Annotated in this window: 18 protein-coding genes; 17 read left to right on the forward strand and 1 reads right to left on the reverse strand. The window is 42.3% G+C overall.

Annotated elements, in window-relative coordinates:
• Positions 1-22 precede the first annotated feature (22 nt).
• The 16 genes from DWY37_RS06715 to DWY37_RS06790 all read left to right on the forward strand — a co-directional run bounded on the left by DWY37_RS06715 (position 23) and on the right by DWY37_RS06790 (position 17,266).
• Positions 23-2,134, forward strand: a complete 2,112-nt coding sequence (locus tag DWY37_RS06715) for a transglycosylase domain-containing protein (RefSeq protein ID WP_118541194.1) — start codon at positions 23-25, stop codon at positions 2,132-2,134.
• A 1-nt stretch (position 2,135) separates the two neighbouring features.
• Positions 2,136-2,795, forward strand: a complete 660-nt coding sequence (locus tag DWY37_RS06720; RefSeq protein ID WP_117841423.1) for a hypothetical protein — start codon at positions 2,136-2,138, stop codon at positions 2,793-2,795.
• 143 nt (positions 2,796-2,938) lie between these two features.
• Complete coding sequence (gene srtB / locus DWY37_RS06725; protein ID WP_117841422.1) at positions 2,939-4,054, forward strand: class B sortase; 1,116 nt, start codon at positions 2,939-2,941, stop codon at positions 4,052-4,054.
• Positions 4,055-4,105: 51 nt separating this feature from the next.
• Positions 4,106-5,362 carry a leucine-rich repeat domain-containing protein gene (locus DWY37_RS06730; RefSeq protein WP_117841421.1) on the forward strand — a complete coding sequence of 419 codons (1,257 nt, stop codon included), beginning with the start codon at positions 4,106-4,108 and terminating at the stop codon, positions 5,360-5,362.
• Between the two features lie 376 nt (positions 5,363-5,738).
• Positions 5,739-5,969 carry an acyl carrier protein gene (gene acpP / locus DWY37_RS06735; protein ID WP_022243652.1) on the forward strand — a complete coding sequence of 77 codons (231 nt, stop codon included), beginning with the start codon at positions 5,739-5,741 and terminating at the stop codon, positions 5,967-5,969.
• A gap of 3 nt (positions 5,970-5,972) precedes the next feature.
• Positions 5,973-6,899, forward strand: coding sequence for an enoyl-[acyl-carrier-protein] reductase FabK (gene fabK, locus DWY37_RS06740; protein ID WP_022243651.1), 927 nt, complete (start codon positions 5,973-5,975; stop codon positions 6,897-6,899).
• Between the two features lie 10 nt (positions 6,900-6,909).
• Entirely contained in the window at positions 6,910-7,824 is a 915-nt protein-coding gene (fabD, locus tag DWY37_RS06745) for an ACP S-malonyltransferase (RefSeq protein ID WP_118541192.1), read from the forward strand.
• Positions 7,811-8,551, forward strand: coding sequence for a 3-oxoacyl-[acyl-carrier-protein] reductase (fabG, locus tag DWY37_RS06750; RefSeq protein WP_118541190.1), 741 nt, complete (start codon positions 7,811-7,813; stop codon positions 8,549-8,551). The genes fabD and fabG overlap by 14 nt, the downstream gene beginning before the upstream one ends.
• 94 nt (positions 8,552-8,645) lie before the next feature.
• Complete coding sequence (fabF, locus tag DWY37_RS06755) at positions 8,646-9,881, forward strand: beta-ketoacyl-ACP synthase II (RefSeq protein ID WP_118541188.1); 1,236 nt, start codon at positions 8,646-8,648, stop codon at positions 9,879-9,881.
• A gap of 14 nt (positions 9,882-9,895) precedes the next feature.
• The gene (gene fabZ, locus DWY37_RS06760) at positions 9,896-10,333 is read left to right on the forward strand and encodes a 3-hydroxyacyl-ACP dehydratase FabZ (protein WP_117698965.1); all 438 of its coding nucleotides are present in this window, start codon (positions 9,896-9,898) and stop codon (positions 10,331-10,333) included.
• Position 10,334: 1 nt separating this feature from the next.
• On the forward strand, positions 10,335-12,047 hold the full coding sequence (locus DWY37_RS06765) for an acetyl-CoA carboxylase carboxyltransferase subunit alpha (protein WP_227700682.1): 1,713 nt from the start codon (positions 10,335-10,337) through the stop codon (positions 12,045-12,047).
• A gap of 11 nt (positions 12,048-12,058) precedes the next feature.
• Complete coding sequence (locus tag DWY37_RS06770) at positions 12,059-13,021, forward strand: beta-ketoacyl-ACP synthase III (protein WP_117698963.1); 963 nt, start codon at positions 12,059-12,061, stop codon at positions 13,019-13,021.
• A 12-nt stretch (positions 13,022-13,033) separates the two neighbouring features.
• Complete coding sequence (locus DWY37_RS06775) at positions 13,034-13,495, forward strand: MarR family winged helix-turn-helix transcriptional regulator (RefSeq protein WP_117946123.1); 462 nt, start codon at positions 13,034-13,036, stop codon at positions 13,493-13,495.
• A 238-nt stretch (positions 13,496-13,733) separates the two neighbouring features.
• Complete coding sequence (gdhA, locus tag DWY37_RS06780) at positions 13,734-15,068, forward strand: NADP-specific glutamate dehydrogenase (protein WP_022243643.1); 1,335 nt, start codon at positions 13,734-13,736, stop codon at positions 15,066-15,068.
• 300 nt (positions 15,069-15,368) lie between these two features.
• Positions 15,369-16,064, forward strand: a complete 696-nt coding sequence (gene lepB / locus DWY37_RS06785; RefSeq protein WP_117699285.1) for a signal peptidase I — start codon at positions 15,369-15,371, stop codon at positions 16,062-16,064.
• A gap of 35 nt (positions 16,065-16,099) precedes the next feature.
• Positions 16,100-17,266 (forward strand): cation diffusion facilitator family transporter, encoded by a 1,167-nt coding sequence (locus tag DWY37_RS06790; protein WP_117699284.1) that lies wholly within the window; start codon positions 16,100-16,102, stop codon positions 17,264-17,266.
• A 73-nt stretch (positions 17,267-17,339) separates the two neighbouring features.
• Here DWY37_RS06790 and DWY37_RS06795 read toward each other — a convergent pair whose 3' ends face one another.
• Entirely contained in the window at positions 17,340-19,604 is a 2,265-nt protein-coding gene (locus DWY37_RS06795) for an LTA synthase family protein (RefSeq protein ID WP_199534390.1), read from the reverse strand.
• Positions 19,605-19,866: 262 nt separating this feature from the next.
• Between DWY37_RS06795 and DWY37_RS06800 the strand changes: the two genes are divergently transcribed.
• Complete coding sequence (locus tag DWY37_RS06800; RefSeq protein WP_117698644.1) at positions 19,867-20,592, forward strand: ABC transporter ATP-binding protein; 726 nt, start codon at positions 19,867-19,869, stop codon at positions 20,590-20,592.
• The last annotated feature ends 7 nt before the right edge of the window (positions 20,593-20,599 follow it).

A 20,599-nucleotide genomic window follows, 5' to 3' on the forward strand; every position in this document is an offset into this window, starting at 1 on the left:
TAGAGCAATACGGAGGAAACCCATGTCCCATAAAGAGAAGAAAAAAAGGAAAAAGAAATACCGTGGTTTCTGGCTTTTTGTAAAGCTGCAGATAGTTCTGGTACTTCTGGTAATCGACGGGCTGGCGTATTACTATTTTGGCGGGTATGCCAGTCAGGTCAGTGCCATGCATGAAGAGGCAGTCCGGTTTGTAAAAGAGTCAACGAAGGACACATTCCGGGCGGAGCAGACCAGCCAGGTTTATGATGTGAATGGAACGAGAATCATGTCACTTCGTGGCACCAAGGATGTAAGCTATCTGACCAGTGATGAGATACCGGAAGAAGTCAAAGAAGCCATGGTCAGTATAGAAGATAAAAAATTTTACAGTCATGGCGGAATTGATTTTAAGGCAATTATCCGTGCAGTCTGGGCGATGGTGCGTAATGGAGAAGTAACCCAGGGCGGAAGTACCATTACGCAGCAGCTTGCAAGAACCATTTTCCTAAATAATGACAGAACGTGGCAGCGAAAAATGGAAGAAATTTTCATTGCCACAGAGCTGGAAAAGAAATATACCAAGGATGAAATCTTAGAGTTTTATCTTAATAATATTTATTTTGGAAATGGATATTATGGCATTCAGGCGGCGAGCCGGGGATATTTTGATACAGATGTTTCATTTTTGTCATTGTCCCAGATGGCATATCTTTGTGCGATACCGAATAATCCGACGATGTATAATCCTTATAAGAATCCGGATAATACGTTAGGAAGACGTGACCGCATTTTAAAAAACATGTATGAAGATGGCAAAATCAGCCGCAGGGAATATAAGGATGCCAGACAGGAAACGATTGTACTCAGCACAGCAGAGCCAACAAAGCGTTATGATGCGGTAGAGACCTATGCCTGCTATTGTGCAACACGGGCATTGATGGAGCAGCAGGGTTTTGAATTCCGGACAGATTTTTCTTCGGAGGAAGATCGAAAGACCTATGAAGAAGCCTATCAGGAGCAGTATAAAACCTGCGAACAGTCTCTTTATACAGGAGGCTATAGAATCTATACTTCCATTGATTTAAATATGGAAGAGCAGCTTCAGAATGCAGTGGATGAGAAGCTGCAGGATTTTACCGATGTCAATGAAGAGGGCATTTATACATTGCAGAGTGCGGCAGTATGCCTTGACAATGAGACCGGTTTTGTAAAGGCAGTCGTAGGCGGCAGAAGTCAGGAATATGACGGGCATATGCTAAACCGCGCCTATCAGAGTTACCGGCAGCCGGGTAGTGCCATCAAACCGTTGATTGTATACACACCGGCGCTGGAGCGGGGCTATACCCCGGATACTGTGGTGGAAGATGCACCGATTGAGGATGGACCGGAAAATGCCAGTGGCAGGTATCTTGGCAGCGTAACCTTGCGTTATGCAGTAGAAAATTCCATTAATACAGTGGCGTGGAATCTTTTAGAAGAGATGACTCCCACTACAGGAATTTCCTATCTGAAGGAGATGAATTTTGCAAAGCTGTCCCCGGAGGATGAAAGACCGGCGGCATCCCTGGGTGGATTTACCAATGGAGTCTCTCCGGTAGAAATGGCGGCGGCTTATGCCACCATAGAAAATGATGGAAAATACCGGGAGCCTACCTGCATTGTAGAGATACAGGATGCAGACGGAAATGCAATCTATCAGAAAATTGTCGATGAAAAGCAGGTTTATAAAACCAATGCAGCCCGTTGGATGACCAATATATTAGAGGGTGTTCTGACACAAGGAACAGCAAAGGGACTGGCATTGTCCGAGACTGCCAGTGCAGCGAAAACAGGAACCACCAATTCCAATAAGGATGGCTGGTTTGTAGGCTATACAAAGTATTACACCACCAGCGTCTGGGTTGGATATGATATTCCGGCAGAACTTCCAGGACTGACAGGAGCCAGCTATCCGGGAGAAATCTGGTATGATTATATGGAAAATTTACATAAAGAATTACCGTATGCAGATTTTGTGGCACCTCTTGGTACAGGCAATGATGCTGATGCGGAGAGTGACACAGATGTGACAGAGGGTAATGCAGCAGAGAATGATACCGTAGAGAATGACACTACAGGAGATAATATAGCTCCGGCAGAGGAAGAAAGGCGATAATATGGAAAAGAAAGCTGATTTAAAGACAATGACCTGGAAACAGCGGATCGGATTTGTCTGGGACTATTACAGACTTGTAATACTGGCAGCAGTTGCAGTGATTATTTTGATTGGTATGACGGTACATCATTATATGACCACAAAGGAAGATGTTTCCCAGATTGTATTAGTAAATGCAAAGAGTATGCCGGCAGATGAAGAACCGGATTTCTCAGAATTCATGGAGCAATATGGATATGATACAGCAGCCCAGGAGGTTGTGGTAAATGATGCATATTATGTGGATTTAACCAGCACAGATACCAGTAATCTCTATTCCTATCAGTCCCTGCAGACAGTGATTGCAGGCGGTGGAGTAGATGTTTTGGGTGCCGATGAAATGGTTTTTGAAAATCTTGCCCAGTCTGGTGCCATAGCAGATTTGACGCAGTACTTTTCCAAAGACGAGCTGGAACAGTTAAAGGATTATATCTTCTATGTAGAGGATAAGGACACCGGAGATACTTTTGCAGCAGGCATCCGTCTGGGAGCCGGAAGCTGGCCGGTTGAACACGGTTATTATGAAAAGGAATGTATTCTTGGAATTGCCCTTGGCTCCGAACATAAGGAAGCAGCGGAGCAGATGTTCCGTTATTTGCTGGAAAAATCCAATTTAGACTAAAGAAAGCGCAAGATATAGACGATATAAAAATGAGAAATGGTATATTGTGTATATCTTGCGGAAAAATCTTGCGAAAGATGACAAAATGACCTATAATAAAACTACCTGGACCATGAGAAGATAAGGCAGATGAATCATAAATTATGGATGAAAAGATTTATAAAATAGGCGATTATGAATTCGAAACCTTAAGGGAATACAGGCAGGCGCAGGAAGATTTAAAGAAAATCAAGTATATTACCGATGAACTGGATATTTATGATCCGGAAGTAGCAATCCGGTTGTATACCATGATGCGCACGAAGAAAATCCGTTTTAAAAGTGAAATCGGAAAATCGTTCTTCTGGTGCATTTCAGATATTGTTGCGGATAGTTCGCAGAACATGATAGAAGAAAAAATTGCCAAGGAAGAAGCGGAAGCAGAAGCAAAGCTGCCATTTCATTTTACCTGGCAGAAGGTGGTCGGCATCGTATGCATCATTGTTGCGACAGCCTGTATCGGATATTATGCGATTTCGGAATATGCGGATTATAAAGCTGCTAACAGGCTTAAGGATTTACAGAATAAGAAACAGAATAATGTAGTAGAGCACCTTATAACAGGAACGGAGCAGATGAATCCGGAAATCACAGAAGATGCAACTGAAACAGGAGAGACAACAGAGCAGCCACTGATTATGTTAGAGGATTATGTTTCCCTGTATGCGGAAAATCCAGAATTAATCGGATGGTTACATATTCCGGATACGGATATTGATTATCCGGTCATGCAGTCTTCACAGGAAGAACCGGATTATTATCTGAAACATGATTTTGATAAAAATGACGACCTGAATGGCACCCTTTTTATCGATGCCAGAAATGATTACATAAACAGGGATACCAATATCATCATTTACGGACATAATATGAAAAGCGGAATGATGTTTGGCGAATTAAAGAAATATCTGGACGAAGATTTCTACAATGCCCATAAGACGATAGAATTTAATACTCTTTATGAAAGAGGAGTCTATGAAGTCATTGAAGTGGGATTATCGGAGGTCCAGTATCAAGATGAAAATGTATTCCGGTATTATAATTTTCTGAATGCAGATTCCGAAGAAGAATATCAGGAATATTTAAATAATGTGGCACAGCTTTCTGTATATGGCACAGAGATAGACAGTACTTATGGAGACCAGCTGCTGACTCTTTCTACCTGCAATAATTATACACAGGACGGAAGAATGTTTATACTGGCAAAGCGTGTACAGTAAGCAGATAAGAAGTATAATGTATCAAGCAGATAAAGCTAGGAGAGATGAGAGATGCAGATATTGAAAAAAGGATTTTCTATTTTTGCAGCAGTATGTTTGCTGCTGGCAGTGATGCCGGGACAGACAGTCCGGGCAGACGAGACAACAGATGAAAATGGATTTACAGTAGATGACAGTGGAACACTGGTTGCCTACAGCGGAGCTGGTGGAGCAATTACAATTCCAGAGTCAGTATCTACAATTGCAAGTGGTGTATTTGCATCCAATACATCCATTACAAGTGTAACGATTCCATCTTATGTGACTGGAATGGGAACCGCAGTTTTCTATAACTGTACAAGCCTTGGTTCTGTCAGCATAGAAGGAGATATCGGTTCTATTCCGGCAGAGACATTTTATAACTGTACAAGCCTTACCAGTGTATCTATTGGAACTTCAATTTCATCCATTGGTTCCCAGGCATTTGCAGAGTGCAGTTCATTATCCCAGTTTACAATTCCGGAATCCGTAGGAAGCATCGGTGATAAAGCATTTTATGATTGTACTTCTTTAACCGGAATTACAATTCCGGCTGGCGTTTCCAGCATCGGAAGCAACGTATTTACCGGCTGCAGCAGACTGGCATCCATCAGTGTTGCATCAGGAAATGGTACATATGCATCCAGTGATGGATGTCTATATAACAAAGCAATGACCAGGTTAATCCGTTGTCCGGAGGGAAAATCCGGTGCAAAAATTGCGACCAGTACTGCAACCATCGGAGCAGGTGCTTTTGCAAACTGCAAGTCGGTTACTTCACTGACAGTTCCGGATTCTGTTAATACTATTGAAACAGATGCGTTCAGCGGCAGCAGTATCAGTACAATTTTGATTCCGGCAAGTGTAACGTCAATCGGAAGCCAGAGCAGCTGGAGTCCATCCACAATTTCCGGTTATTCAGGAACACAGGCACAGGTATATGCAACCGGAAATGGAATCAGTTTCCAGAGCCTTGGAGGGGAGAATCCACAGCCGACTCCGGATAATGGAAATAATTCCAATAGCAATGGTTCAACAGATACTTCCAACAGCAACAACGGAAGTGGTTCCGCTACTACAGTAACCGGTGGCGGCACAGCAGTGACTGGCGGAAATGTGATTGGCGCAACCAAGAACAGCAATTCCGGTAAGACAGTAACTTCGGGCAGCCATGAGAAGGACAGCACACCGAAGACAGGTGACGGTATCAATCCGGTATTCTTCTTATGCATCGGAGTATTATTAGTAGGTGTTTACTTTGTAGTATCAAATCGTAAAAAAGCTGCATAAGTGATAAAAAATAAAAGAAGTAACTAACATAAGACAGTGAAAGAACAGAAAAGTTCCGACACTGTCTTTTTTGCTTTACAGGAAATTGCTTTCCTGTAAAGTAAAAAACGCTCCGCGAGGATGCACACTGCGGCGTATAAGGTAGATGTCGCAAGCGACCGCCGCAGGCGCGAGAATGTGCCAAGGCACATTCTTTTTTACGCGATAACTCGATAAATACGCAAAGCGTGTTTCTCGTAGTTTACGCGAGTCGGTAAAAATATAGTTGACAACAGAAATGCTTATGTATATACTTTGAGTTGCAAATAATTTGATAATCAAAATATTTGCAACTCAAAGTATTATCAAAGAAAAGACAAAAAAGGAGAACGAAATAATGTTAGAGAAATTAGCAGAATTAATCAAAGAGCAGTTAAACTATGATGGAGAGGTAAAAGCAGAATCCAATTTCAAGGATGATTTAGGAGCAGATTCTTTAGACTTGTTTGAACTGGTTATGAGCATGGAAGAAGAATTCGGTGTAGAGATTCCGTCAGAAGATTTAGAGAAAATCGCAACTGTAGGAGATGTTATTGACTACTTAAAAGCAAAGGGCGTTGAGGAATAAAATATGAAAACAAGAATCACAGAACTGTTAGGAATAGAAGAGCCTGTTATCCAGGGCGGAATGGCATGGGTTGCAGAATATCATCTGGCTGCTGCAGTATCTGAAGCAGGTGGACTTGGTATTATCGGTGCAGCCAGTGCTCCACCTGAAGTGGTTCGGGAGCAGATTCGCAAGGTGAAGGAACGCACCAGCAAACCATTTGGTGTAAATGTCATGTTGATGAATCCGAATGCACCGGAAGTGGCAAAGGTGGTAGTTGAGGAGCAGGTTCCGGTTGTCACAACAGGAGCCGGAAATCCAGCCAAATTCATGAGCCTCTGGAAAGAAGCAGGTGTTAAAGTAATTCCGGTAGTAGCAAGTGTAGCTATGGCAAAACTTATGGTCCGTGGTGGCGCAGATGCTGTTGTGGCAGAGGGAATGGAATCCGGTGGACATATCGGTTCCACTACAACCATGGCATTGGTGCCGCAGGTGGCAGATGCCATTGATGCACCGGTGATTGCAGCCGGAGGAATTGCAGATGGAAGAGGAATGGCTGCAGCATTTATGCTGGGTGCAGAAGCAGTTCAGATGGGAACAAGATTTGTGGCAGCCAAAGAATCTATCGTACATGCAAATTACAAAGAGAAACTGATAAAATCCAAAGACATTGATTCTGAAATAACAGGTTCCAGTACCGGACATCCAATCCGTGTCATCCGTAATAAGATGAGCCGTGAGTATCTGAAGATGGAAAAAGAAGGCGCAACATTAGATGAATTAGAACAGCTTACCCTTGGTTCCCTCCGCAAAGCAGTGATGGACGGCGATGTGGTAAATGGAAGTCTGATGGCAGGTCAGATTGCCGGAATGATACAGGATGAATTGTCCTGTAAGGAAATTATTACTTCTATCGTATCAGAAGCAGAACGTCTGATGAATCGGAAATAAGGAGAAGAAAATGAGTAAGGTTGTATTCATGTTCCCTGGACAGGGGGCGCAGTATATTGGAATGGGCAAAGATTTCTATGATGCCTGTGAAGAGAGTAAAGCCGTATATGAGCTTGCTTCAAAAGTAACCGGACTTGATATTGCAAAGCTTTGTTTTGAAGAAAATGAAGAAATCAATATTACAGAGTATACACAGATAGCCATGCTGACCACAGAGGCAGCAATTTATGCAGCATTAAAGAAAGCTGGAAAAGAACCGGCAGCTTGTGCAGGATTAAGCCTTGGAGAATACGGTGCATTGATTGCATCCGGTGTCATGAGTATGGAAGATGCATTCCGTGTCATTCGTGCAAGAGGAATCTTTATGCAGGAAGCAGTACCAACCGGCGGAGCAATGGCAGCAGTCTTAGGACTGGATGCGAAAGCGATTGAAGAAGTATGCAGCAATACCGAAGGAATTGTATCTATAGCAAATTATAACTGTCCGGGACAGATTGTAATTACAGGAGAAGAAGCGGCAGTAGAAAAGGCCGGTGCAGCATTAAAGGAAGCTGGAGCAAAGCGTGTGGTTCCATTAAAAGTAAGTGGACCGTTCCATTCCGCCATGTTGACTGGAGCCGGAGAAAAATTGGCAGAAGTATTGGAAAATACAAAGCTGCAGGAATTTAGCATTCCGTATGTAACCAATGTGACAGCAGATTACGTTACCACAACAGAACCGGTAAAAGAACTGTTAAAGAAGCAGGTATCTTCTTCTGTAAGATGGCAGCAGAGCATCGAGCGTCTGATTGCAGACGGTTATGATGAGTTTGTGGAAATCGGACCGGGACATACTTTATCTGGATTTATGCGTAAAATCAACCGGGATGTCAGAACGGTAAGCATTGAAAAACTGGAGGATTATAAAGCCTATGTTGGAGAATAAAGTAGCACTGGTAACCGGTGCAGCCAAAGGGATTGGTCGTGCCATTGCACTTCGTCTGGCAGAAGACAAAGCAACGGTAATTGTAAATTACAATGGCAGTAAAGAGCGGGCTGAAGAAGTAGTAAAAATGATTACCGATATGGGTGGCAGAGCAGAATCCTATCAGTGCAATGTGGCAGATGACGAGGCATGTCAGGCCATGATCAGGGATATCATAAAGAAATACGGACATCTGGATATTCTTGTAAATAATGCAGGAATTACAAGAGATAATCTTGTGATGAAGATGAATGATGAAGAATTTGATGCAGTCTATGAGACAAACTTAAAGGGTGTATTCCATACCATTCATCATACATCACGCTATTTCTTAAAACAGAAAAGTGGAAGGATAATCAATATATCATCTGTATCCGGAATTACCGGAAATGCCGGTCAGGCAAATTACTGTGCAGCCAAAGCAGGAGTCATTGGATTGACTAAGAGTGTTGCAAGAGAACTTTCCACCCGCGGTATTACTGCAAATGTAGTAGCACCGGGAATGATTGAGACCGATATGACAAAGGATTTACCGGATACGGTAAAAGAAAATATGCTTCATAACATTCCGCTTGGAAGAATCGGAAAGCCGGAAGAAATTGCGGCAGCAGTTGCATTCTTAGCATCCGAAGAGGCAGGTTATATCACAGGACAGGTGCTGGCTGTAGATGGCGGAATGACTATGTAGATGCAGAAATAATACTGGCTGATGAAAAAGCTTAGAAAGAACAGCGGATGACGAATGACGTGAGATGGATTGTTTAGATAGAGAGGATAAGAACATGAATCGTAGAGTTGTAGTAACAGGATTGGGTGCAATTACCCCGATTGGAAATAATGTGCCGGAATTCTGGTCTGCAGTAAAGCAGCAGAAGGTAGGTATTGGAGAGATTACACATTTTGATGCAACAGACTATAAATGTCATCTTGCAGCAGAAGTAAAGGATTTTGATGCAAAAGAATATATGGATTTCCGCTCTGCAAAGAGAATGGAAGCATTCTGCCAGTTTGCCGTAGCGGCAGCCGGAGAGGCACTGGAGGATTCCGGACTTTCCATGGAAGCAGAGGATGCATACCGTGTGGGTACTTCCATCAGTTCCGGAGTCGGAAGTTTACAGGCAATCGAAAGAGAGCATAGCAAATTATTGGAAAAGGGACCGGGAAGAGTAAATCCGTTATTTGTCCCGATGATGATTTCCAATATGGCAGCAGGAAATGTATCCATTCAGTTTGGATTAAAAGGAAAGAGCTTAAATATCAGTACCGCCTGTGCATCCGGAACGAATGCCATTGGTGAAGCCTTCCGTACCATCCAGTATGGTGATGCAGAAGTGATGGTAGCAGGTGGAACAGAAAGCTGCATTACTCCGCTTGGAATAGCAGGATTTACATCTTTAACCGCACTTACTTCTTCAGATGATCCAAAACATGCATCCATTCCGTTCGATAAAAACAGAAGTGGATTTGTTATGGGAGAAGGTGCCGCAATTGTAATTTTAGAAGAATTAGAACACGCCAAAAAACGTGGAGCAAAGATTTATGCAGAAGTAACCGGATATGGATGTTCTTCGGATGCATACCATATTACATCTCCGGCAGAGGATGGTGCAGGTGCAGCAACCGCAATGATAAGTGCAATGAAGGATGCCGGTGTAAATCCGGAGGAAATTACTTATATCAATGCCCATGGAACCAGCACCCATCATAATGACTTATTTGAGACAAGAGCAATCAAGCTGGCGTTTGGTGAGCATGCAAAGGATATCCGGATTAATTCCACCAAATCCATGATTGGACATCTTCTTGGAGCAGCAGGAGCCATCGAGTGCCTGACCTGTGTAAAGGAAATCGAAGAAGGTTACATTCATGCAACCGTAGGTTATGAGATACCGGATGAAGAACTGGATCTGAATTATTGCAAAGAGGCATATGAAGAAGAAGTGCCATATGCCATCAGCAATTCACTGGGCTTTGGCGGACATAATGCAAGTCTGCTTCTGAAAAAATATCAGGCATAAAGGAGAAGGGAACAATGTCAGTACTGACAACGAAAGAAATTATGGAAATCATCCCACATCGTCATCCGTTTCTTCTGATTGACACGATTGAAGAACTGGTGCCGGGACTTCGTGCAGTAGGAAAAAAATGTGTTACCTTTGATGAACCTTATTTTGCAGGACATTTTCCGGGAGAACCGGTAATGCCGGGTGTTTTAATTATAGAAGCACTGGCACAGACCGGCGCGGTTGCAATGCTCTGTCAGGATGAATTCAAAGGAAAAACCGCATATTTTGCAGGAATCAGCAATGCAAAATTTAAGAAAAAGGTGGTTCCGGGGGATGTACTTGTTTTAGAGACAGAAATCATAAAAGTAAAGGGACCGATTGGAATTGGAAAGGCAACTGCAACAGTAGATGGAAAAATAGCTGCAACAGCAGAGTTGACATTTGCGATTGGAAGTGGTGAGTAAAGTGAGCAGATTACTGGATAAAATCAAGGAAAATAGAGCTGTAAAGGATGCCACAGAAGGTATTTTACAGGAAGAAAAAAAGAAAGAGGAAGTACTTTGTAAAGCCTGTGGCAAAATGGTAAACAAAGCAGAGGTAGTAAGAAACCGCTATGTCTGTTATGAGTGTGGAGCATATTTCCGCGTAAAAACCGGAAACCGCCTGAAGATGGTATTAGACCCACAGAGCTTTGAAGAATGGTTTGCCGAAGAGCATGGAACGAATCCGCTGGATTTTCCGGGCTATGTCGATAAGCTGACGGCAGTCCGTGAGAAAACCGGATTAAAAGAAGCAGTTACCGTAGGAAAAGGTAAGATTTACGGAGAAGATGCGGTTATTGGTGTGTGTGATGCCAGATTTATGATGGGAAGCATGGGTCATGCCGTCGGAGAGAAAATTGCGGGAGCAGTAGAACGTGCTACGGAAGAAAAACTTCCGGTTATTCTTTTCTGCTGTTCCGGCGGAGCCAGAATGCAGGAGGGTATTGTATCCCTGATGCAGATGGCAAAGACAGCAGCAGCTTTAAAGAAACATTCCGATGCCGGACTTTTATATATTTCTGTATTAACTGACCCGACAACCGGAGGTGTAACAGCAAGCTTTGCTATGTTAGGTGATATTATTTTAGCAGAGCCTGGCGCACTGATTGGATTTGCCGGAGCAAGAGTAATTGAGCAGACCATCGGACAGAAACTGCCGGAGGGATTCCAGAGAGCAGAGTTCCAGTTAGAGCATGGTTTTGTGGATGCCATTGTAGAGCGGAAAGATTTAAAGAAACGTCTGTATGAAATCCTTCGTATGCATAAAGTAAGTGGATATGCCAAATTTGACCCGGCAACTGAAGTAGATGGAAGACCGACAGAGCTGATGCGGGAACGCGCTTACAATACAAAAGAAAAGAGTGCATGGGAAAAGGTTAAGATGGCACGTAAGGTAGACCGTCTGTCCGCAGAGGATTATATCAACAGTATCTTTACCAAATTCATAGAATTTCATGGAGACCGTTATTACAGGGATGACCCGGCAATTGTGGGCGGTATCGCATACCTTGACGGACAACCGGTTACGGTAATCGGAATCCAGAAGGGAAAGGACATGAAGGACTGCATGCGTCATAATTACGGAATGCCGTCTCCGGAAGGATACCGTAAAGCAATCCGCCTGATGAAGCAGGCAGAAAAATTCCATCGTCCGGTTATCACCTTTGTTAATACAGCCGGAGCATTCTGCGGTATGGAAGCAGAGGAAGGCGGACAGGGAGAAGCTATTGCAAGAAATCTTTATGAAATGTCAGGGTTGAAAGTTCCGGTTATTACCTTTATGATAGGAGAAGGCGGAAGTGGTGGTGCATTGGCACTGGCAGTTGGAAATGAAGTCTGCATGATGGAGAATGCAACTTATTCCGTACTTTCTCCGGAAGGCTTTGCATCTATTCTCTGGAAGGATGGCAAGCGTGCCAAAGAAGCAGCAGAAGTAATGAAGATAACAGCAAAGGATCTTTTAGAACTTGGCATTATCGAGAAAATTATACCGGAGTATGGTGGAGCAGATGATGAGGCATTGAGTTCCATTGCAGTTTATATGCATAAATGTATCCGCGAATTTTTAGAATCATATGAAGGAAAGAGCGGAGAAGAGATTGCAAAAGCACGTTATGAACGTTTCCGTAAATTTTAAAGGAGCAGAGCATGAACATTCGAATATGTGGAACTGGAAGCGCGTTACCGGAAAGAAAAATTACCAATGACGATTTAAGTCAGATTATGGATACTTCCGATGAATGGATTTCCAGCAGAACAGGAATAAAAACAAGACACCTTGCAACGGAAGAGACAACAACATCACTTGCCACAGAAGCTGCAAAAAAAGCACTTGCAGATGCAGACATGAAGCCGGAAGAAGTGGAACTTATTATTGCAGCGACGGTAACACCGGATCATCTTGTGCCGACACTTTCCTGTGAAGTGCAGCGGGAAATCGGAGCAGTGAATGCCGTAGCCTTTGACCTTGGTGCAGCATGTTCCGGATTCTTATTTGCATTGAGTACAGCACAGGCATATATTGCCAGTGGCAGATTTAAAAATGCACTCTTAATCGGAGCAGAAGTACTTTCTAAAATTATGGACTGGAATGACCGCAGTACCTGTGTTCTTTTTGGAGATGGCGCAGGAGCAGCGGTAGTCCGGGCAGACGAAGAAAATATCTGCCATGTGGTGCAGGGCTCAGATGGTGCGAAGGGACTGGTACTGGCATGTGAGAACCGTCCGGTCAATAATCCATATCATAAGATGGAAAGTCCTCTGGGTTATGTAAGCATGAATGGACAGGAGGTTTATAAATTTGCTGTCCGCACGGTTCCGGCAACCATTACAAAGGTGCTGGAAGAGGCAGATTTAAAGGCAGAGGAAATTTCGCTTTTCGTATTACATCAGGCAAACTTAAGAATTATTGAGGCGGTAGCAAAACGATTGAAACAGCCGATGGAAAAATTTCCGGTAAATTTGACGGAATGTGGCAATATTTCGGCAGCAAGTGTGCCGATTTTGCTTGATAATATCAACCGGCATGGTATGATACATAGAGGAGATAAAGTTGTACTGGCTGGTTTCGGCGGCGGACTCACATGGGGCGCAGCGGTACTGGTCTGGTAAAAGGAGATAAGAATGAATGCGGATAAAACCTTAAATGACATTCTGGTAAAGCTGTTTAATGATTTGATGGAAATTGAGGAAAAATGCTTAATCTCCGGAGAATTCATGAACATTTCCGGAAATGATATGCATATTATTGAAGCAATTGGTCTGGACGAACCGAAGCGGATGTCGGAAGTGGCGGCGAAGATGAATGTTACAACAGGAACCCTGACAAAAGCAATTGAAGCATTGGAACAGAAAGGTTATGTAAACCGTTGCAGAAATGACAGGGATAAAAGGGTGGTCCGTGTATCACTCACCGATTCCGGAGTCCGGGCATATGAGCATCATGCACGTTTTCACAGCAATATGATACATGATATCAAGGAGAGCCTGAGTGACCAGGAGAGTGAGATTCTGATTGGAACACTGGGAAAACTGGTGAAGTTCTTCCAGAAGAAATATGAACCATATCTGAAAAATAAAAAATAGTATATTTATACAAAAAAAGAAGTGGAAAAGGGAAATAAAAAACTGTTTTCTACTTCTTTTTAATTACAAAAATGAATTTTCCTGGTACAAAACTTGCAAAAAAGAAGAAAAAGTACACAAAAGTATAAAGTTTTTGACACAAATATGAAAAAAACGTTGCGAAAAAATTCATTTCATACTAAAATAGTAGTGTTGATGTATATATAATACTCAAATTAATATGTAAAGGAGATATAATATGAGCTACGTTGATGAAGTATTAGAAAGAGTAAAAGCAAAAAACGCTTCTGAGCCAGAATTCCTTCAGGCAGTAGAAGAAGTACTGGAGTCTTTAAGACCGGTAATCGAAGCAAATGAGGAGAAATATCGTAAAGAAGCATTACTTGAGAGAATAACCGAGCCGGATAGACAGCTTAAATTCCGTGTACCTTGGGTAGATGACAAGGGACAGGTTCAGGTTAATACAGGTTACAGAGTACAGTTCAACAATTCTATTGGACCGTACAAGGGAGGTCTTCGTCTCCATCCTTCCGTAAATATCGGAATCATCAAATTCTTAGGATTTGAGCAGGTATTTAAAAACTCTTTAACAGGACTTCCAATCGGCGGTGGTAAAGGTGGTTCTGACTTTGACCCTAAGGGAAAATCAGACCGTGAAGTAATGGCATTCTGCCAGAGCTTTATGACCGAGCTTTGCAAATATATTGGCGCTGACGTTGACGTTCCGGCAGGAGATATCGGAACAGGCGCAAGAGAAATCGGATACATGTTTGGACAGTATAAGAGAATCCGTGGAATGTACGAAGGTGTTCTGACAGGTAAGGGACTTACCTATGGTGGATCTTTAGCTCGTACAGAAGCTACCGGATATGGTCTTTTATACATTACAGAAGAATTAATGAAATGTCATGGTGAATCTATGGAAGGTAAGACAGTTGTTGTATCTGGTGCTGGTAACGTTGCAATCTACGCTATCCAGAAAGCGCAGCAGATGGGTGCAAAAGTTGTTACCTGTTCTGATTCTACCGGATGGATTTATGATCCGGAAGGAATCGATGTTGCATTATTAAAAGAAGTAAAAGAAGTAAAACGTGCTCGTCTTACTGAGTATGCTGCTGCAAGAAAGAGTGCAGAATATCATGAAGGCCGTGGCGTATGGCAGATTAAATGTGATATCGCTCTTCCATGTGCTACACAGAACGAGCTCCTTATCGATGATGCAAAACAGTTAGTAGCAAACGGATGTAAAGCAGTTTGTGAAGGTGCTAACATGCCTACAACCTTAGATGCAACCAAATACTTACAGGATAACGGAGTATGGTTCATCTGTGGTAAAGCTTCTAACGCAGGTGGAGTTGCAACTTCTGCATTAGAGATGAGCCAGAACTCAGAGCGTTTAAGCTGGACATTCGAAGAAGTAGATGCTAAGTTAAAACAGATTATGGTAAATATCTATCATAATATTGATGATGCTGCAAAACGTTACAACATGGAAGGTAACTATGTAGCAGGAGCTAACATCGCAGGCTTCGAAAAAGTAGCTGAGGCTATGCTTGCCCAGGGCGTCTGCTAGGCATTGAACACTTAGAGAACGCGAGCCATAGGCGAAGCGTGAACTTAGTGTGAAAGCCCATCCCGAGACTTGATGAAAACGAGTCGCAGACGAAGTTTGAATCTTAGCCGAGTGGATGTCATTGAACACTTAGAGAATGCAGATGTCATTGAACACATAGAAAACATCCCCGAAACGTTATGTTTCGGGGACTTTTTAATTTACACGAGAAATTCGCAAAGCATTTCCAGTGGAATTTCTTCCCTGCTTGGAGTATAATAGAACGAACAACGGGAAGGAAAGAGACCGGAGGCAATTTAGATGCAGAAAAAAGAAAGAAATGAAGAATTAGAATATATAGATGACTTTGAGAATATCGAAGAACCGGAAGAGTCAGAGGACAACCGGGAAGAATTAGAAGAACCAGAAGAGGAATATTCAGAAGGCGGCAGACGCAGGAAGAAAGGAAGAAAATCTGATACAAAGAATGCGGCGTCTACAGCAGGGGAATTCCTAAGCTGGGTAATTACGATTGTAGCAGCGGTGCTGATTGCTATGTTTTTAAATCGTTTTGTGTTAATTAATGCAGAGATTCCATCCGGTTCCATGGAAAATACAATCATGACCGGAGATAAGCTGATTGGATTCCGATGGTCATATCTGTTTTCTGGACCGGAGCGGGGAGACATCATTATCTTTAAGTTTCCGGATGATGAGAGCCAGAACTATGTAAAACGTGTCATTGGCTGTCCGGGAGATACGGTAAAGATAGAAGATGGCAAAGTATATGTCAACGGAGAACTCTTAGAGGAGGATTATCTCAAAGAGACATGGACGGTAGCTACAGGACCGTATACCTTTGAAGTGCCGGAGGACAGCTATTTTGTAATGGGAGATAACCGGAATAACTCCTATGATGGAAGATACTGGACCAATACCTATGTGAAGAAAGGTAAAATACTTGGAAAAGCGATTTTCCGGTATTGGCCACTGAAGAATTTTAAAATATTGAATTAGTGCGGAACAAATAAGGGAGCAAAAGGAGAAGATTTATGATAACATTATTAGCCCGGATATTTATCCGGGAAGATGACAAGCCGGAGAAGGTACGGCTTGCCTACGGTACGTTATGTGGTATTGTAGGTATTTTGCTAAATGTATTATTATTTACAGGAAAATTTATTGCGGGAACCATCAGTAAATCCATTGCAATTACAGCGGACGCATTTAATAACCTGTCGGATGCCGGCTCATCCATTGTAACATTGCTGGGCTTTAAACTGGGAGCAGCAAAGCCGGATCCGGAGCATCCATTTGGACATGGAAGAATGGAATACGTTTCCGGGCTTGTGGTTGCTGCAGTTATTTTAATTATGGCAGTGGAACTGATACAGGATTCCATCAGAAAGATTCTTCATCCGGAAGCAACGGAATGCTCTGCGTTAATTATCGTGATTCTGCTGATATCGATTGCTGTAAAGCTGTATATGACCTTCTACAACAGGAGAGTCGCAAAGAAGATTAATTCAGCGGCTATGCGGGCAACTGCCATGGACAGCTTAAGCGACAGCATTACCACATCTGTGGTTTTAATCACCACATTGATTGCAGAATTTACATCAGTCAATATTGACGGCTACTGTGGTGTGGCGGTAGGACTGTTTATCTTATATGGTGGAATTAATGCAGCGAAGGAGACTTTAAATCCACTGCTGGGACAGCCACCGGAGGAAGAATTCGTAAAAGAGATAGAACATCTGGTGTTGGAAGAAAAAATGATTATCGGTATTCATGATTTAGTCGTACATGATTATGGACCGGGACGTCTGATGGTATCACTACATGCGGAAGTGCCGGCAGAAATGAATATCCTTGTAATACATGATATGATAGACAATGTAGAAATGAAATTGAAAAGGGAACTGAATTGTGAGGCTGTCATACATATGGATCCGGTGATTACCGGAAGCAAGGAACTGACCGGGATAAAAGAAACGGTTACAGGTATTTTGAAGGATATTGATGAGGTCATTACCATGCATGATTTTCGTATGGTTCAGGGACCGACCCATACCAATCTTATCTTTGATGTAGTGATTCCATTTGGCTACCGTTCCAGTGATGAAGCAGTGTTAAAAGAACTGGAACATCAGGTAAAGGAAAAGCTGGGCGAACAGTATCATATCGTGGTCAACGTAGACAAAAATTATGTGAAATAAAAGAAATAACAAAGCCCCGATGGGAGAAATCTGATAGAAGAATTCATCCCATCGGGGCTTTCTGTGTATTATTTTAATTCTGTGTCAGTGGAGTATTGACTGCATGCTCTACAGACTGGTCAGTTGCTGTACCGGCACCACTTAAAGACTGTTCAGAGGACTGCTCTGTGGATTTCTCAGTGGACTGGGTAGAACCTTCTGTATCAGTAGAAGGCTGCTCTGTTTCGGTAGCAGGCTCTTCCGTATGTTCTACATCCGGATCCTCATAGAGGAACTCGTTGGAGCTTCGGAAGATGGTGCTGCTGGAACCTACAATGTTAGCAACAATCGTATCGCCGTCTTCAATGTCGTCAAGATTAATCTTTAACATGGTGCTTCCTAAGAAGGAAGTGGATACCTTCTCTCCGTTGACATAAATTTTCGTCCAAGGAGTAAATCCGGAGCCGTAAATACATAACTTATTGTCATCGGATTTCCATACACTGTTAATCGTTACATCATCAATACCCATAACCAGATCACTTGCTGGATATTTATCTGTTCCGTTGTAAGCATAACGTTTTCCGTAAAGAAGGTCATATTGTAAATTCTCTAAGTTCTCGTCGTAAGAAGCAGAACCCTTCTGGCTCTGGATGTAAGAGAACATGGTTCCTTTGTGGATGTCAAGCTGGTTGGTGATGTTTGCTAATAATTCATAAGCAGCACAGTCAGCATCCTGTTTTGGTAAATTAAAGTTGTTCCAGGTAACATATTTGGTTTTGAAAATGTCACCGGATACCATATCATCATCGGTCAGTCCCATGGTAGGAAGGTGGTCGCCGAAGAATACCACGATGGTCTTTTCATCCCGTTTGGAAAGCTCTTCGGTTAAGTTGCCGATGAATTTATCTACTTCGTGAATCATGTTAATGTAATATTCCCACCGATTGTTAGAAGCCTCATCTGCAGCACCGCTTACTGCAATTTCCGGATTTTCAAGAATCTTTTCAGTAGGATAATCACCATGTCCCTGTACGGTAATGGTATATACCAGATCTGACTGGTCAGGGGTAGAATCCATAGCCTTTAAGGTTTCACTGATTAAGATGTTATCGGTTGGCCAGGAACCAAGTGGTGTGTACTCCTGAATGTTCATACACTCTTTACTGGTGAAGCTGTCAAATCCCATCAGGGAGAAGGCATTGGCACGGCTGTAGAAGTTACCACCGTTGTTATGTACAACATGTGTACCATAGCCGAGACTTCCAAGGTCGGAAGCAATACTTTCGCAACTGTCGATTTCTTTTAAAGTAGTCTTATATGGGTATTCGCCGGTACCAAAATACTGCATGCTCATACCGGTTAATACTTCAAATTCAGTATTGGCTGTTCCGGCACCTACAACAGGAACTTTTAAGTAACCGGAAGAATAGTTGTTTAATAAGTTGTGAAAATTTGGAACCGGATCTTCTGAAGTATGTAAGAACTTAACATCAGAGGGATCTACAAAGGATTCCAGTAAAACAACAATAATATTTGGCGCATCTTCGGCAGCTTCGGTAGTTTCTTCCGGAACGGAAGCCCCTATTTTGGCAATACGCTCTTCGGAATAACTGTCCGGTTTACTCATACCACGGTCAACAACGCTGGATGAGAAGCCGTAGACAAAACCATAATTTTCATAGCCCTGTGCAATATTGGCAAAATAGGAAGCAACAATATTATTGGACTGGGCTGCCTTGGTAGTTACCGGTAACATCAGGAAGATAACAGCAACCATAAGCGGACTTACAATCCAGTTGATTTTGCCCTGATATTTTGGTCCTTTGATAAAAAGCCAGATACAGAAAAGCAGGAAAAGACCGACTACGATAATAACGGCGAGTGCTTCACCAAAGGTAAAGTATTTGGTGTTCTGCATGGCAAATAAGTCAGACAGACATTTCAAATCTGTAAAACCAAATGGAGTTACACGTTTGGAAAGAATAACACCATTGATGGTTCCAAGGAAAAGCCAGAAGCCGCTGATTAAGAGACGGGCAAGTGTTCTTCTTCGAATCAGATAGACCAGGGATAAACTTGCAAAAATAATAAATGAGTTATAAAGGTAAGCAATGGTGTGTCCTGCAATAAAGGAAAATGCAGAAAGCACATTTCGTCTGGAAATACATTCAATCACCAGAACGAGGAAACAGGACAGTAACAGATGGAATACCAAAGAGTATTTATTCATAATCACAACTGCACGGTCAAGGTGTGGATGTGTTTTCTTCTCCCGGTTCTTAAAAGTATTTATTTTGTTTTTTAGTTTAAAAAATAAGTTCTTGCACTTACTTAAAAAAGAATGTTTTTCTCTCATAATAATGGTTCTCCTCCCAGTAGATTACACACTTTTTACATATAATTTACTTTTGACTGAATAAGGATATATCTATTTAAGAAAAAAAACAACGGTAAATCTCGATAAAAATTTATTAATATTTCATTAAAAAGAATCCAAAATGTATAATAGAAGGGAAAGAAGTTGGCAAAAAAGCCATTTTGTGCTATCCTTTTTTTATAAAAACCAGGTTCGCAGAGAGGCAGATAGGTGAATCTGATAGTAAGGTGAGGAAAGAGAAATGCTGGAATTAAAAGACATTAGTTTTCAGGTAAATGATGAAACAGCAGACAAGGAAATATTAAAAAATATCAATCTGAAGATAGAAGACCGGTTTGTGGCAATTACCGGACCAAACGGTGGAGGTAAATCCACGCTGGCGAAGCTGATTGCCGGAATAGTAACACCAACTTCCGGACAGATTTTATTGGATGGAGAGGATATTACAGGATTATCCATTACCGAACGGGCAAGAAAGGGAATCAGCTTTGCGTTTCAGCAGCCGGTAAGATTTAAGGGATTGACCGTAAAGGATTTGATTACACTGGCATCGGGAAAAGATATTTCCATCAGCCAGGCATGTTCCTATCTTTCAGAAGTAGGACTTTGCGCAAAGGATTATATTGGCAGGGAGGTAAATGACAGCCTTTCCGGTGGGGAGCTAAAGCGTATTGAGATTGCAATGATAATTGCAAGAGGAACCAAATTATCCATATTTGATGAGCCGGAGGCAGGAATTGACCTTTGGAGTTTTAACAATCTGATTCAGGTATTTGAGAATATGTATCAGAAAATCAATGGCTCGATTCTGATTATTTCACATCAGGAGAGAATCTTAAACATTGCAGACCGGATTATTGTAATTGCAGATGGAGAAGTAAGCACAGCCGGAAGCCGGGAAGAAGTGCTTCCAAAGCTGTTAGGCAGCAGTGAAGCCTGCTCTACTTTGATGGAAAAATTAGTCTAGGAAAAGG

The organism is Roseburia sp. AF25-13LB, from assembly GCF_003478915.1.
In the GTDB taxonomy this organism is placed as follows: domain Bacteria; phylum Bacillota; class Clostridia; order Lachnospirales; family Lachnospiraceae; genus Roseburia_C; species Roseburia_C amylophila.

Coding starts and splice junctions, on each gene's coding strand:
- DWY37_RS06715 (WP_118541194.1), top strand. CDS start 23: ATGTCCCATAAAGAGAAGAAAAAAAGGAAAAAGAAATACCGTGGTTTC.
- DWY37_RS06720 (WP_117841423.1), top strand. CDS start 2,136: ATGGAAAAGAAAGCTGATTTAAAGACAATGACCTGGAAACAGCGGATC.
- srtB (WP_117841422.1), top strand. CDS start 2,939: ATGGATGAAAAGATTTATAAAATAGGCGATTATGAATTCGAAACCTTA.
- DWY37_RS06730 (WP_117841421.1), top strand. CDS start 4,106: ATGCAGATATTGAAAAAAGGATTTTCTATTTTTGCAGCAGTATGTTTG.
- acpP (WP_022243652.1), top strand. CDS start 5,739: ATGTTAGAGAAATTAGCAGAATTAATCAAAGAGCAGTTAAACTATGAT.
- fabK (WP_022243651.1), top strand. CDS start 5,973: ATGAAAACAAGAATCACAGAACTGTTAGGAATAGAAGAGCCTGTTATC.
- fabD (WP_118541192.1), top strand. CDS start 6,910: ATGAGTAAGGTTGTATTCATGTTCCCTGGACAGGGGGCGCAGTATATT.
- fabG (WP_118541190.1), top strand. CDS start 7,811: ATGTTGGAGAATAAAGTAGCACTGGTAACCGGTGCAGCCAAAGGGATT.
- fabF (WP_118541188.1), top strand. CDS start 8,646: ATGAATCGTAGAGTTGTAGTAACAGGATTGGGTGCAATTACCCCGATT.
- fabZ (WP_117698965.1), top strand. CDS start 9,896: ATGTCAGTACTGACAACGAAAGAAATTATGGAAATCATCCCACATCGT.
- DWY37_RS06770 (WP_117698963.1), top strand. CDS start 12,059: ATGAACATTCGAATATGTGGAACTGGAAGCGCGTTACCGGAAAGAAAA.
- DWY37_RS06775 (WP_117946123.1), top strand. CDS start 13,034: ATGAATGCGGATAAAACCTTAAATGACATTCTGGTAAAGCTGTTTAAT.
- gdhA (WP_022243643.1), top strand. CDS start 13,734: ATGAGCTACGTTGATGAAGTATTAGAAAGAGTAAAAGCAAAAAACGCT.
- lepB (WP_117699285.1), top strand. CDS start 15,369: ATGCAGAAAAAAGAAAGAAATGAAGAATTAGAATATATAGATGACTTT.
- DWY37_RS06790 (WP_117699284.1), top strand. CDS start 16,100: ATGATAACATTATTAGCCCGGATATTTATCCGGGAAGATGACAAGCCG.
- DWY37_RS06795 (WP_199534390.1), bottom strand. CDS start 19,604: ATGAGAGAAAAACATTCTTTTTTAAGTAAGTGCAAGAACTTATTTTTT.
- DWY37_RS06800 (WP_117698644.1), top strand. CDS start 19,867: ATGCTGGAATTAAAAGACATTAGTTTTCAGGTAAATGATGAAACAGCA.